The sequence below is a fragment of the Streptomyces sp. NPDC005181 genome, from assembly GCF_040608395.1.
Classification (GTDB): domain Bacteria; phylum Actinomycetota; class Actinomycetes; order Streptomycetales; family Streptomycetaceae; genus Streptomyces.
Window position 1 is genome coordinate 1 of record NZ_JBEXID010000078.1, and the last position, 14,084, is coordinate 14,084.

The window sequence follows — 14,084 nt, forward strand, 5'->3', positions numbered from 1 at the left end:
CCAGGAACACCACTGGCCATCAGCCTGGAATTCTGGTGGCCACGAACCGGGAGAACCCCCGGCCGCCCACCTGGGCATCCTGATGGCCGTTGACACCCAGAACCGGACCTTGTAACTCATCGCCATGCAGGCGTATCCCTTTCACACGCCTCCCACCACGCGTCTAGGTCGGCGCGGCGACAGCGCAATTCACCATTGGGCAGCTTGATCATTCGGGGTGCCTGACCGAGAGCGCGTAGGCGGTAGAAGGCCGACGGACTCATCCGGATTTCCGCTAGGACCTCGGCGAGCTTGAGCGCAGGTGGACGAGCCATTGATGTTTCCTCGGGCATCCCGGATTTGTCGGCCGCCCAAGCGGCAGCGCGCGACTCGCACCCACCGTTGTGTCCGCCGCGCAATGATCGGCGGTCGTCGGCCGGCGACGGCAGGGAGGTAGAACCCTCTTTCTTCTTTCTCCCGGTAGCAGAAAGTCCGTTCGAGGCCGGTCGAGCGACGGCTGTTACAGCATTCCGTGCCGGTCTCGCAAGGGTGAGCCGTGGTGCGCGCGGGTTGGCGTGGCGCGCGCTGTGCCGGGTGTGCCGGTATCGAACGGGTGGATGCAGTGGTCAGTGATTGACGGGCACCCGGGTAGTTGAATGCGTGCCAAATGCATGCGTGTGTGACGGAAATGTCTGCATTTCGTAACAGGTATCGAGACATCTACCGCAAATCAGGCAATCAGGCCAAAGTGTGCGTTCTCGGCGTCACGCCGGGACCGATCAATGCTCGGGCCGCACGGTCCGGGCCTAGCCGGGATGTCATGCGGCCGGCGGGGGCCTCCCGAGGGGAGGAACAGTGCGGGGGGCATGGGCCTCCCGAGGGGAGGAACAGTGCGGGGGCGTGGGCCTCCCGGGAGGAGGAACAGCGTTGGGCGAGCACGTCGAGCCACTGGTGACCTGGAGGGTTCTGTGCGGCAAGGGGGACTAGTCAGCCCGTTTTCGTCGGCGCGCGAGCGTCTGGCGAACGGCGCGATCAGACAGCACGCTATCGAATGGGAGCAGCGGTACCGCCGTGCCGTGATCACCAGCGATACCGTGGCCACCGCCTTCGTGGTGGCGGCCATCGGCAACTTCTTCGGGGTCCGGGACGCGGCCAACTGGCATGAGAAGTGGGGAATTCTCGCATTCGGCACCGAGCTGCTGGTGCTGGGGGCGCTTGCGGTGAGCCGGTCGTGGGCTCCGGCCGTACTCGGCCAGGGCGCCGAGGAATTCCGCCGGCTCGGACGCTCACTGTTCGCGGCAACCGTCGTACTGGCGCTCGGCGGGATCGCCCTCACCTCGCGCAACATCAAGCTCTGGATCTTCGTCGCGATCCCCGCGATCGCGCTCATCACCATGACGGAGCGGTATCTGCTGCGCCTCTGGCTGCACAAACAGCGGAAGGAAGGACGGTGCCTGCGACCGGTGCTCGCTGCCGGGAGCCTGGCCACCGTCAGCGACCTGGTCACCCGAACCCGCAAGTTCCCGCACCTCGGCTGGCGGGTGGATGCGGCGTGCACGACGGACGGTCTCGGGCTCGACGGTGACCAACTGGACGGAGTGCCGGTCGTCGGCCGACTGGCGGATGTCGCGGGCCACGTCCACCGCGACGGCTACCGTGTCGTCGCGGTCACACCGGACCCGCACTGGTCACCGGACCGGCTGCAGCGGCTTGCTTGGAACCTCGAAGGCAGCGACGCCGAGATGGTCGTGGCCCCCGTGCTGATGGAGGTGGCCGGCCCGCGGCTGCGCATCGACGCGTTGCTCGGGATCCCGCTGCTGCGGGTCAGCATGCCGACCTTCACCGGGGGCCGCCGGGCGGTCAAAGGGGTCGTCGACCGGATGGGCGCGGCGATCCTGCTGATCCTTTTCGCGCCGCTGATGGTGTTCGTCGGGCTGCTCGTGCTGGTGGACAGTCGGGGTGGGGTGTTCTACCGCCAGCGCAGGGTCGGCAAGGACGGCCGCGAGTTCACCATTCTCAAGTTCCGCACCATGGTCGCCGGGGCTGACGGGGCACGTGCCGAGCTGGCCGACCGCGACGAGGGCGCCGGCCTGCTGTTCAAGCTCCGCCGGGATCCGCGGGTGACCCGGGTGGGAGCGGTGCTGCGCCGGTACTCGATGGACGAGCTCCCGCAGCTTTTCAACGTGCTCACCGGATCGATGTCGCTCGTCGGTCCGCGGCCTCCGTTGCCGGAGGAGTCCGCTGCGTACGGCCCGGACATCCGGCGGCGGCTGCTGGTCAAGCCCGGGCTGACCGGCCTGTGGCAGATCAGCGGACGCAGCGATCTGTCGTGGGAGGAGGCGGTCAGGCTGGATCTGCGGTACGTGGAGGACTGGTCGCTCGCCCTGGACACAGTGATCTTGTGGAAGACGCTGCGTGCGGTGCTCTACGGGCAGGGGGCCTACTGATGCGCGGGGGTCGCCATCCGGCCGGCGCCCGGACCGCAGGCCGGGAGTGCCTGCCTGGGGAGAGGAACGGGTCATGAGAGTCAGCGTTTTCGGGCTCGGTTACGTGGGCTGTGTGTCGGCCGCGTGCCTGGCCAGCATGGGTCACGAGGTCATCGGGGTGGACGTGAACCAGGTGAAGGTCGACCTGGTCAACGACGGCAAGGCCCCGGTGGTCGAGGAGCGTATCGGCGAGCTCATCGCCGAGGTCGTGCGGACCGGAGCGTTGCGCGCTACCGGCGACGTCCGTGAGGCGATCATGGGCAGCGAGGTGTCGCTGGTCTGCGTGGGCACGCCGTCGGAGCCCAACGGGAGCCTGTGCACCACGTACTTGGAGCGGGTCACCGAGCAGATCGGCGCCGCGCTGGCCGAGCGGAGTGGGCGGCACACCGTCGTGTTCCGCAGCACCATGCTCCCGGGCACCTGCCTGAACCTGCTGGTACCGATCCTGGAGAAGTACGTCGGCGGCACGGCCGGGGTGGACATCGGGGTCGCGGTCAACCCGGAGTTCCTGCGCGAGGGCACGAGCGTGCAGGACTTCTTCGACCCGCCCAAGACCGTAATCGGCGAGCTCGACCCGGCAAGCGGCGATGCGGTGTTGGCGCTGTACGACGGCCTAGCCGGCGAGGTGTTCCGGGTACAGGTCCCGACGGCCGAGGCGATCAAATACGCGGACAACGCATTCCACGGCCTCAAGATCGGCTTCGCGAACGAGCTGGGCGCGGTGTGCCAGGCGCTCGGGGTGGACTCGCACCAGGTGATGGACGTGTTCCTGGCCGACCGCAAGCTGAACATCAGCCCCGCCTACCTACGGCCCGGCTTCGCCTTCGGCGGCTCCTGCCTGCCCAAGGACCTGCGCAGCCTGGTCCACACGGCGCAGCGGGCCAACGTATCGGTGCCCATCCTCGCCCACGTGCTGCCCTCCAACTCCGACCATCTGCAGCGCGCGGTGGAGATGGTCGAGCGCACCGGCAAGCGCAAGGTGGGCCTGTTCGGGTTGTCCTTCAAACCCGGCACCGACGACCTCCGCGAGAGCCCGCTCGTCGAGCTGGCGGAGCGGCTCTTCGGCAAGGGGTACGACCTGCGGATCTACGACGCCAACGTGAGCCTCTCCCGGCTGCTCGGCGCGAACCGCGAGTACATCGAGACCCGGCTGCCGCACCTCGCGCAGCTGCTCGCGGATTCCGTCGACGAGGTGCTCGAGCACGCCGAGGTGTGCCTCGTCGGGACCAGGGATCCGGCCGTGCTGTCGGCGCTGCCCCATGGCGCCGACGGCCCGGTGATTGTCGACCTCATCCACCTTCCCGACGCCGAGACGCGCCGGGCCGAACCGGGGTACGTGGGCCTTGCTTGGTAACACGACCAGCGGCGACCGGGCGGACCGGCGCGCGCTGATCCTGGTGGAGAACCTGTCGGTGCCGTTCGACCGGCGGGTGTGGCAGGAGTGCACGACACTGCGCGACGCGGGCTGGAAGGTGCACGTCATTTGTCCCCAGGGGAGTAAGCGGGACACGGAGCCGGAGGCGGAGATCGACGGGGTGCGGATCCACCGCTACCCGTTGCGCGCGGCCACCGGAGGGCCGGCCGGCTACCTGCGGGAGTACGGAACGGCGTTGTGGCACACGGTCCGGCTGGCCCGCAAGGTCGGCCCGGTCGACGTGGTGCACGCCTGCAACCCGCCGGACCTGCTGTTCCTACCCGCGCTGTGGCTGAAGCGGCGCGGTGCGCGGTTCGTCTTCGACCAGCACGACCTGGTACCCGAGCTGTACCTCTCCCGGTTCGGCCGCGGCGAGGATCTGCTCTATCGCGCCGTGTGCGCGCTGGAACGGCTGACCTACCGGGCCGCGGACGTCGTGCTCGCCACGAACGAGAGCTACCGGGACGTCGCGATGCGCCGTGGCGGTCGACGCCCTGAGGACGTCTTCGTGGTACGTAGCGCGCCCGCAGTCGAGCGGTTCCAACTGGTGCCGCCCGAGCCGGAGTTGAAGCGCGGCAAGCCTCATCTGCTGTGCTACCTCGGCGTCATGGGCCCTCAGGACGGCGTCGACTACGCCTTGCGGGCCCTCGCGAAGCTGCGTGACGAGTTCGGGAGGACCGACTGGCATGCGGTGTTCGTCGGCGCCGGCGACACCTTCGACGCGATGGTGGAGCTGTCCCGGCGCCTCGGGCTCGCCGAGCAGGTGCAGTTCACCGGGCGCATTCCGGACGCCGACCTGGTGCGCTACCTGTCCACCGCGGACGTGTGCCTTTCCCCCGACCCGCACAATCCGCTCAACGACGTATCGACCATGAACAAGGTCCTGGAGTACATGGCCATGAGCCGGCCGATCGTCTCGTTCGACCTCCGGGAGGCGCGAGTCTCCGCCGGTGACGCCGCCGTCTACGCGCCCGCCAACGACGAAGCTGCATTCGCTGAGCTCATCGCGCTGCTCCTTGACGATCCGGAGAAGCGGGCCCGGATGGGAAAGATCGGCCAGGAGCGGGTCGGCGGACCGCTTTCCTGGCGGAACTCGCAAGCGTCGCTGCTCGCCGCCTACGCCGCTGCCTGCGGTGACCACACTCCGGTGTCCGCGGGCAAGACGGTCCGAACAGGGAAGAGGACGCGGCGTTGAACGATGACACGATCCGCCTGGTCACCATCGGGCGGATTCTCCGTCGGCGCTGGCGGCTTCTCGCCGTCCTCACCGTGGTGGGCGCGCTCCTCGGCTACGGCGCCTCGGTGCTGCTGTTTCCGCCGCGCTACACGGCGTCGGCATCGGTACTGTTGCCTGGGCAGTGGGAAGAGCGCCAGCTGCTGACCCAGGTGGACATCGCGACCAGTTCCTCGGTGGCCGACCGCGCGGCCGCCACGCTCGGCTGGCAGGGCGTCAGCGGCGCCGACCTGCGGGACCGAGTGAGCGCCAAGGCCGCTGACGGGAACATCATCAAGATCTCGGGCACGGCCGACACCCCCGAGCGCGCGCAGCAGCTCTCCGACCGGATGGCCCAGCAGTTCGTCAGCTACGCCGCGCGGATCGCAGGCGGCAGCACCGACTCCGACGCGACGTCGGGGACCGAGGCGCTGCGGAAGCAGGTGGCGGAGACCAATCGCCGCATCACCGACCTGGCCAATGCGGCCGATCCGGGGCAGACCGTGAAGAGCGTGCAGACCCGCACCGAGCTCGAGAAGCTGCGCACCTCGCTGCAGGGGGCCGTGAACAAGCTGGATCAGACCGACCCGGCCGCCACCAAGGTCAACATGGTCGTCATGGGACCGGCGGCCCGGCCGACCGGCGAGGCGCCGCCGACGCGGATGCAGCTCATCGTCGCCGGGGCGCTGCTATTCTTCCTGGTCGCGGTCATCGGCCATCTCACCGCCGCACGGATGAATCGCCGATTGCGCACCGAACCGGAGATCGCCGCGGCGCTGGGCTCGGCGCTGCTGGGTGCCGTCGACGTACCCGGTGAACGGCCCGCGCACCGACCGGAAGACCGTGGCCCGCGGGCCCGGATCCGCCGGCTGCTGGGCGTCGACATCCGGTGGGACCTACCGACCCCGCAGACGTCCGGCGACGAGGCCAGCAGGCAGATCCGCTACCGGCGGGTGTGCGCCCGCCTCCGGGACCAGCTGCCGGCCCCCCGGCGGCTGCTGGTTGTCGTCCCGGACGGCGACGAGATCGCCCGCCTGGCCGCCGGGCAGCTCGTCGCCGAGGCCGAGAGCGATCCTTCCCCAAGCTCTTCGAGCAGGGGATACCCCATGCTGCAGGTGGTGGGGGTTTCGGTGTCCCAGCCGATGGTCCCGGACCGCGACAACGAGTCCGGCGTCCTGATCGTGCTCAGCGCAGGCAGCTGGACCGCAGGGGAGCTCGCCGGCATCGCCCAGGCGTGTGCGGACGCCGAGCACGAGATCGTCGGCATCGTCCTCGCCGGCACGGTCCGGGTCAGTTCGACGCGGTCCGCCGGCCATCCATGGGATGCCGCCGTGCCGGCGCTCGCGATTGGCGACGCAACGGGAGGTTCAAGGTGACGACGAGTACATCTTCGGAGTCGTCTGCCGCCGCTCCGCTGCTGGACCTGCAGGCGCTGGTGGTGGCGGTGCGGAGGCGGCGCCGCCTCTGGTGCTCCATGGCGCTGCTGGGACTGCTCGTCGGCTCCGCGGTGGCGGTCCTGCTGCCATCGCCGCCGACCGCGGTGACCAAGGTACTGGTCGCGCATCAGGAGGACCAGCCGAACGACCCCGGAACGCTGATCCGCACCGACGTCGCGGTGCTGCAAACCACTCGGATCGCCGATAAGGCCCTGAAGTCCCTCAACTCCCCGGAAAAACCAGAGAACTTCATGCAGGACTACGGGGCCATCGGCTTGACCAACAACCTGCTGCAGATCACTGTGACAGGTGACAGCGACGCGGAAGCGGTGACCCGCGCCAAGGCGCTGGCCGATGCGTTCGTCGCGGACCATGTGAGGCGGATACAGGAAGCCGCGAACGCCGAGTCCAAGGCCCTGCTCGACCAGCGTGACCGAATGCGGGACGATCTCGCCAAGGTCAACAAGGCCATCGGAAACGGATCGCCGGAGAGTGGGCCGACGGCGTCGTCCGACCTGGAGTCGCTCTTCTCCCGCCGGGCCGAACTCACTTCACGGATCACCGATTTCGGCCAGCGCGCCGCGGAGGCACGCATCGGCACGCCCCAGCTCATCGCCGGCACACAGATCGTGGACGCACCGCGCGCGGTGCGGCAGTCCCTGCCCAGGGCCGCTGCCACCAACGCCGCGATCGGGCTCGTCCTCGGGCTCGTCCTCGGGCTCGCGATGGCCGCGGTCGGCACGGTGGTGGCGGACCGCCCCGTGCTGCGCAGGGAGATCGCGGCGAACCTGGGCGCCTCGGTCATCGCGGAGCTGCCCCGCCGGTCGGGCAGGCTGTGGCAGCGCCGACGGATCCGGGCGGCACGCGAACGGCTCACCGCGTCACTGGCCCGCACCGTGCGCGGCTCCGCGGAACCGGTGTCGCTGCTGGAACTGGGCTGTGCGCGCAGCACGAGCGTGATCGCGCTGGACCTCGCCAGGGCACTGGTGGCGGATGGACCAGTGGTCATCATCGATGGTCTGCCCGGCCCGCAGCTCGCCAAGCGCCGCCCGAAGCCGGGAGATCCGACGGTGGTCAGCGGCAAGCGTGCCGCGGCCGTGTCGCATCAGGAACGCCGGCTCGGCGTCGGCTCGGTGGCGCCCGGCGCGGCGTGGGCCGACCTCCAGTACCTCGGCACGCAGACCGTGCTCGTCGTGCGTGCCAGGCACAGCAGCGCCGCATGGCTGCACACCGTGGCGCGGCAGCTCGCGGACCAGCGCATTCCGGTGATCGGTGTGGTGCTGATCGACCCCGATCCGCGTGACCGGACCGACGGCACGCTGTGGGATGGGCTGCACACCGCGCTGCGCGGCCAGAACGAGCGGCTGGCCCGACAGAACGGGACGGGCCGACGGCGGCCTGAGCGGCCGCCGATGTTGGCGGCACGGGTCCCGGACAACGACCAGGAGGCGCGGTAGACATGTGTGGCATCGCGGGTACTTACCGATGGCCGGACGGGAAGGTCGTGGCCGACCGGCTCACCAAGACCCTCGCCCACCGCGGTCCGGACGGAGCGGGCCGGTACAGCCACCCCGTCGGTGACGGCGAAGTGCACCTCGGGCACCGCCGGCTGGCCATCATCGACCTGTCAGAGACCGGCGCCCAGCCGATGGTCTCGGGCGGCCTCGTCCTGACGTACAACGGCGAGCTGTACAACGCGCCCGAGCTGCGTGCCGAGCTGGCAGCCGCTGGGGTGCGCTTCCGCGGTACCTCCGACACCGAGGTGCTGCTGGAGGCCTGGCGGCGCTGGGGCACGGACTGCCTGCCCCGGCTGCGCGGCATGTTCGCGTTCGGGATCTTCGACGAGCGCACCGGTGAACTGGTGCTCGCCCGCGACCAGCTCGGCATCAAGCCGCTGTTCCTGCTCCGGCGCGGCGAGGGGCTGGTGTTCGCCTCCGAGCTCAAGGCGCTCGCCGCCGTGACCGGTAGGTCGCTGCAGGTGGACCATGCGGCGCTGGTGGCCTCACTGCTGTACTACTGGGTGCCGGACTCACGGTGTGCGTTCCGCGAAGCGGAGAAGCTGCCGCCGGGGAGCTGGCTCCGGTGCCGGCCCGACGGCCGGGTGGAGCTCGGCCGGTACTGGCATCTGAGGGACATCGCCACCGAGGGCCGGGAGCGGGCCCTCAGCGGCGAACAGCCGGACCTGGCTGTCATCGTCGAGGAGTCGACTCGGCGCCACCTGCTCTCCGACGTACCGGTGGCGACCTTCCTCTCCGGCGGTCTTGACTCCAGCTACCTGACCGCACTGGCGGCCCGCGACCGCCCCGGGATCTCCGCTTACACGATCGGGTTCCGCGCCGAGGACGCCAAGTTCGAGGCGATGCCGGACGACCTGCGCTATGCCCGGCAGGTGGCCGAGCAGTTCGGCGTCGACCTGCATGAGATCGAGATCGCTCCGAATGTGCTCGACCTGCTGCCGCAGATGACGCACCATCTGGACGAGCCGATCGGCGACCCCGCCGCGATCAACACGTTCCTGATCTGCTCGGCCGCACGAGAGGCCGGGGTCAAGGTGATGCTCTCGGGGATGGGTGCCGACGAGCTGTTCGCCGGTTACCGCAAGCACCTGGCCAACCTGCTTGCGCTGCGCTACCAGCGCATCCCGCGACCCCTGCGGCGCGGGGTGTCCAGGGCCGTGGACCGGCTGCCGGTCGCCACGGCCCGCCGGGGGTACCGGTCGGTGCGCTTCGCGAAGCGGTTCCTCTCCTTCGCCGACCTGCCGGAGGAGACCGCGTTCCGGCGCAGCTACACCATGTACGACCAGGACGAGCTGCTCGCCCTGGTCAATCCGGACTTGGCCGGGACGGTCGAGGACGTGCTGACCGAGCATGCGGACATCTACCAGGACAACGACCTCGACGACTTCGTCAACCGCATGTGCCTGGGCGACGCCCGGATGTTCCTGCCGGGCCTGAACCTCGCCTACACGGACCGGTCGAGCATGGCCGCGTCGACCGAGGTGCGGGTGCCGTACGTGGACGTCGAGGTGGTCAAGGCGGCGTTCGCCGTGCCCGGCGATCGCAAGATCGTCGGACGGCAGGGCAAGGCCGTCCTCAAGGAGGCGGCCACCTCGATTCTGCCCCGGGAGATCGTGTACCGGCCGAAGGGTCTGTTCAGCGCCCCGCTGCGCGCCTGGATGAGCCGGGATCTGGCACCGCTGGTGCGCGAGGTGGTGCACGACGGCGTGCTCGTCAATTCCGGGTTCCTGCGCCGCGAGGCGCTGGCGCGCATGGTCGCCGAGGACGCCGCCGGGCAGCGGGACTTCTCCAAGCATCTGTGGCATGTGCTGACCCTGGAGTACTGGTATCGCGGCGCGACCTCCGGGGCCGGCCAGCACTCTCCCGTGAACGCGTAGAGACAGTAGAGACAAGAGGACTTCGGTGAAACAGGTTGTGCAGAACTACAAGAGCGGTGAGTTGGCGGTGCTCGACGTGCCGGTGCCGGGGTGCAAGCCGGGCGGTGTGCTCGTCCGGAGCGCCTACTCGCTGATCTCCACCGGGACCGAGCTCATGAAGGTGTCCGAGGCCGGCATGTCGATGGTGGGCAAGGCCCGTTCCCGTCCGGACCAGGTCGCCAAGGTCATGCAGAGCGTGGCCACCAACGGGGTGCCCGCCACCTACCGCAAGGTGATGGGCAAGCTGGACTCCTACACGCCGCTCGGCTACTCGCTGTGCGGGGTGGTCGAGCAGGTCGGCACCGGGATCGACGACGTGAAGGTCGGCGACCTCGTGGCCTGCGCCGGCAACGAGCACGCGCTGCACGCCGAGCTGAACTGGGTGCCGAAGAACCTCTACGCCCCGGTGCCGGACGGCCTCGCGCCGCGCCACGCGGCCTTCGGCACCGTCGGGTCGATCGCGATGCAGGGCGTCCGCCGCGGCGAGCCGCAACTCGGCGACGTGGCGCTGGTCATCGGCCTCGGGCTGATCGGGCAGTTGGTCGTGCAGCTCCTCACCGCCTCGGGCGTCCGCGTCGTCGGGGTCGACCCGGACCCGGCGCGCTGCGAGCTCGCCGAGCGCCTGGGCGCCGCGGCCTGCGGCGATCCCTCCTCCGCGGCCGTGGAGAACTCCGTCGCCGAACTCACCGGCGGCCACGGCGTGGACCAGGTGTACCTGGCCGCCGGCGGCGGCAGCAACCAGCCCGTCGAGCTGGCCGCGCGGCTCTGCCGGGACCGCGGCCGGGTCGTCGACATCGGCAAGTGCCGCCTGGACCTGCCGTGGAACGCGTACTACGAGAAGGAGCTCGACGTCCGGTTCTCCCGCAGTTACGGCCCCGGGCGCTACGACCCGGAGTACGAGCTCGAGGGGCGGGACTACCCGATCGGCTACGTGCGCTGGACCGAGCGCCGCAACCTGGCGGGCTTCCTCGATCTCCTCGCCCGCGGCCGCGTCGACGTGGAGCCCCTGGTCTCCCACATCGCCGACTTCGATGACGCCGTCGAGACGTACCAGCGCCTGAAGGACTGCGACCTCAAGGCCGTGGCTGTGCTGTTCCGGTACCCCGAACACGCGGGGGAACCGGAGGCCCCGGCGGTGGCCGTGCCCGCGGTGCGACGCAGCGGCGGAGCGCCCACCCCAGCCCGGTCCGCCAAGACGCCGGTGCGCCTCGCGTTCGTCGGCGCGGGAAACTACGCGACGTCGATGCTGCTGCCGCACCTGGCACAACGCGACGGTGTCGAGTTGTCCACGGTCGTCACCACGACGGCGCTGTCCGCGGCCAACGCGAAGCGGAAGTTCGGCTTCGCCGAGGCGACCACCGATCTCGACGCCGTGCTCGGCGACAAGTCCATCGACGCGGTGTTCGTCGTCACCCGGCACAGCTCGCACGCCGAACTGACCCGAAGGGCGCTGCTGGCCGGCAAGACGGTGTTCGTGGAGAAGCCGTTGGCGCTCACCGAGGACGAGCTGGCCGGTGTGCTCGCGGCGGTGGAGGAGTCCGGCAACGACCGGCTGCAGGTGGGCTTCAACCGTCGGTTCGCGCCGCTGTTGCAGGAGGCCAGGAAGCGGTTCGGCGCCCGGACCGGTCCGGCGAGCCTCCGCTACCTGGTCAACGCGGGCCGGCTGAAGCACGGCAGCTGGTACCTCCAACAGGGCACCGAGGGCTCGCGCTTCGCCGGTGAGGGCGGACACTTCATCGACACGGCGAGCTGGCTGCTCGGGGCCGACCCGGTCTCGGTGTACGCGGTCGCCACGTCCGGCAACGAGGACCTGCAGGTCGTGCTGCACTACCCGGACGGGTCCACCGCCACCATCAGCTACGTCACCACCGGCGCGCCCAGCTTCCCCAAGGAGACGCTGGACCTCGTCGCGTACAACAAAGTGCTGCGGCTCGACGACTTCGTCCGTGCCTCCGTGTACGGCCGCAAGCGGTGGGTCAGTTCGCGGCTGCCCAAGGCCCGGGACAAGGGCCAGTCCGCCGAGCTGGCCGCGTTCATCAAGGCCGTGCGGACCGGCGGGCCGATGCCGGTGCCGCTGGAGTCGCTGGCCGCCACCACAGCGGCCACCCTCGCCGTGCAGGCCGGCCTGGCCGCCGGCGCGCCGGTGACGTTGGAGAGGCCGCGATGACCACGAGCGCGGGCTGGTACCTGCGGCGCCTTTCCCGGATGGGGCCGCAGGAGGTCGGCGGCCGAGTGGGCGACGCAGTGCGCAGACGGCGGTGGCGGTCGGCCCGGCCGGACTGCCCGAGCGTGACGGGCGCCCGGTTCACCGCGGTCCTGCCTGCCGGGACGATCGCCGCAGTGCCTCCGGACGCGGCGAAACGGCTCATCGCCGAGGCGGACCGGCTGATGTACGGGCACGCCGAGTATTTCGGGGTGGTCCGCGACGACCTGGCCGACCCGGACTGGTGGTGCGACCCGAAGACCGGGCGCCGGGCTCCGTGGGGCTACGCCTTCGACGTGCCGTACCGGAACGAGGACGCGGTCGGGGACATCAAGCAGATCTGGGAGCTGTCCCGGCATCAGTACCTCACCGTGCTCGCCGCCGCCTACGCGATCACCGGGGACGAGCGGTACGCCGAGCGAGTGGCCGCGCACCTGCGGTCGTGGTGGGCGGCCAATCCACCGCTGCGCGGGGTGCACTGGATCAGCGGCATCGAGCTGGGCATCCGGCTGCTGTCCTGGGTGTGGATTCGCCGGCTGCTCGACGGCTGGCCGGGCGCGGCCGGGCTGTTCGAGGGCAACCCGGTGGCGGTGAACCAGATCTGGCACCACCAGCGCTGGCTGGCCGCCTTCCCCAGCCGGGGGTCTTCGGCGAACAACCACGTCATCGCCGAGGCCGCCGGGCAGTTCGCCGCAGCCTGCGCGTTCGGGTGGTTCCCCTCCTCGGCGCGTTGGCGAGCCCACGCGCTGCGGTCGCTGGAGCGGCATCTGCGAGGCAACACCTTCGACTCGGGCCTCAACCGCGAGCTGGCCACCGAGTATCACGGGCTGGTGCTGGAGCTCGGCCTGGCCGCGGTGGCCGAGGCGGATGCCGCCGGCGTGCCGGTCCCCGCGTCGATCCGGCTGGTGCTGCTGCGGATGACGGACGCGCTCGCGGCCATCGTGGACAGCCGGTTGCGGCCGCCGCGCCAGGGGGACGCGGACGACGGGCACGGGCTGGTCGTGGACGGCGCGGGCACCGACCGCTGGGCCTCGCTGCTGGCCACCGGGAACGCCGTGTTCGGTCGGCTCGCCTGGTGGCCGGCGGTGACCGGCACCGATGTGCGCACCCCGCTGCTGGCCGCGCTCATCCGGCCCGCTGTACCGGCCGTGACCCGCCCGGCAAGCCGACCGGCCCATTTCGCTGATGCGGGCATGACCATCCTGCGCGGTCCGGCGGAGATCTGGTGCCGCTGCGACGGTGGTCCGCACGGCTTCCTCTCCATCGCCGCGCATGGCCACGCGGACGCGTTGTCCGTGGAGGTCCGGCACGACGGTGTCGACGTGCTCGCCGACCCGGGGACGTACTGCTACCACGGGCAGCCCGAGTGGCGGCAGTACTTCCGGTCGACCCTCGGCCACAACACCCTGCAACTGGATGGCGGTGACCAGTCCGTCTCCGGCGGCCCGTTCCTGTGGACCCGGCATGCCCGCAGCAACATCCTGGTCGCGGACACATCCGGCGCCTCCGATGGGGGGACGGCCCGATGGTGCGCCGAGCACGACGGTTACCAGCGCTCCGTGCACCGCCGCCGGGTGGATCTAACGGCCGCGAGCCAGGAGCTGAGGGTGGTTGACGAGGTGCGCGGCCCGCGCCGGGCCGTGCACCTGGCGTTCCACCTCGGCCCGGCGATCGCCGCGGACCTGGTGGGGAACCGGGCAGTGCTCACCTGGACCCGGGACGGCGAGGACCGCTCCGCGGCGCTCGACCTGCCCGGGCAGCTGTGCTGGCGGGCGCATCGCGGCGAGAGTGACCCGCCGCTGGGCTGGTACTCCGCCGGCTTCGGGCGCAAGGAACCCACCACAACGCTGGTCGGCAGCGGCTTCGCCGACGGCGCGGAGGGGTTCACCACCGTACTCAGGTTCCGCGGCTAGGGGGGCG

The 14,084-nt window shown here is 70.5% G+C and carries 9 protein-coding genes; 8 read left to right on the top strand and 1 reads right to left on the bottom strand.

What is annotated here, in order from left to right; genetic code table 11:
* Positions 1-116: 116 nt before the first annotated feature.
* Entirely contained in the window at positions 117-314 is a 198-nt protein-coding gene (locus ABZV38_RS31870; protein WP_356331938.1) for a DNA-binding protein, read from the bottom strand.
* A gap of 633 nt (positions 315-947) precedes the next feature.
* Here ABZV38_RS31870 and ABZV38_RS31875 point away from each other — a divergent pair.
* The 8 genes from ABZV38_RS31875 (at position 948) to ABZV38_RS31910 (ending at position 14,077) form a co-directional block, all read left to right on the top strand.
* A complete protein-coding gene (locus ABZV38_RS31875) occupies positions 948-2,426 on the top strand; it encodes a sugar transferase (RefSeq protein WP_356331916.1) in 1,479 nt (492 codons plus the stop codon).
* 73 nt (positions 2,427-2,499) lie between these two features.
* Positions 2,500-3,819, top strand: a complete 1,320-nt coding sequence (locus ABZV38_RS31880) for a nucleotide sugar dehydrogenase (protein ID WP_356331917.1) — start codon at positions 2,500-2,502, stop codon at positions 3,817-3,819.
* Positions 3,809-5,074: a glycosyltransferase family 4 protein gene (locus ABZV38_RS31885; protein ID WP_356331918.1), complete on the top strand. Its 1,266-nt coding sequence runs from the start codon at positions 3,809-3,811 to the stop codon at positions 5,072-5,074. Before ABZV38_RS31880 ends, ABZV38_RS31885 begins: the two co-directional genes overlap by 11 nt.
* Positions 5,071-6,468, top strand: a complete 1,398-nt coding sequence (locus ABZV38_RS31890; protein ID WP_356331919.1) for a Wzz/FepE/Etk N-terminal domain-containing protein — start codon at positions 5,071-5,073, stop codon at positions 6,466-6,468. Before ABZV38_RS31885 ends, ABZV38_RS31890 begins: the two co-directional genes overlap by 4 nt.
* Entirely contained in the window at positions 6,465-7,985 is a 1,521-nt protein-coding gene (locus ABZV38_RS31895) for a Wzz/FepE/Etk N-terminal domain-containing protein (RefSeq protein ID WP_356331920.1), read from the top strand. The genes ABZV38_RS31890 and ABZV38_RS31895 overlap by 4 nt, the downstream gene beginning before the upstream one ends.
* Before the next feature lie 2 nt (positions 7,986-7,987).
* Positions 7,988-9,922, top strand: a complete 1,935-nt coding sequence (gene asnB, locus ABZV38_RS31900; RefSeq protein ID WP_356331921.1) for an asparagine synthase (glutamine-hydrolyzing) — start codon at positions 7,988-7,990, stop codon at positions 9,920-9,922.
* 25 nt (positions 9,923-9,947) lie between these two features.
* Positions 9,948-12,128 carry a bi-domain-containing oxidoreductase gene (locus ABZV38_RS31905; RefSeq protein WP_356331922.1) on the top strand — a complete coding sequence of 727 codons (2,181 nt, stop codon included), beginning with the start codon at positions 9,948-9,950 and terminating at the stop codon, positions 12,126-12,128.
* Complete coding sequence (locus ABZV38_RS31910; RefSeq protein ID WP_356331923.1) at positions 12,125-14,077, top strand: alginate lyase family protein; 1,953 nt, start codon at positions 12,125-12,127, stop codon at positions 14,075-14,077. Before ABZV38_RS31905 ends, ABZV38_RS31910 begins: the two co-directional genes overlap by 4 nt.
* Positions 14,078-14,084: the final 7 nt, after the last annotated feature.

Excerpts from the sequence above, each read along its gene's own strand:
- ABZV38_RS31880 (WP_356331917.1), top strand. The coding sequence starts at position 2,500 with ATGAGAGTCAGCGTTTTCGGGCTCGGTTACGTGGGCTGTGTGTCGGCC.
- asnB (WP_356331921.1), top strand. The coding sequence starts at position 7,988 with ATGTGTGGCATCGCGGGTACTTACCGATGGCCGGACGGGAAGGTCGTG.
- ABZV38_RS31870 (WP_356331938.1), bottom strand. The coding sequence starts at position 314 with ATGGCTCGTCCACCTGCGCTCAAGCTCGCCGAGGTCCTAGCGGAAATC.
- ABZV38_RS31910 (WP_356331923.1), top strand. The coding sequence starts at position 12,125 with ATGACCACGAGCGCGGGCTGGTACCTGCGGCGCCTTTCCCGGATGGGG.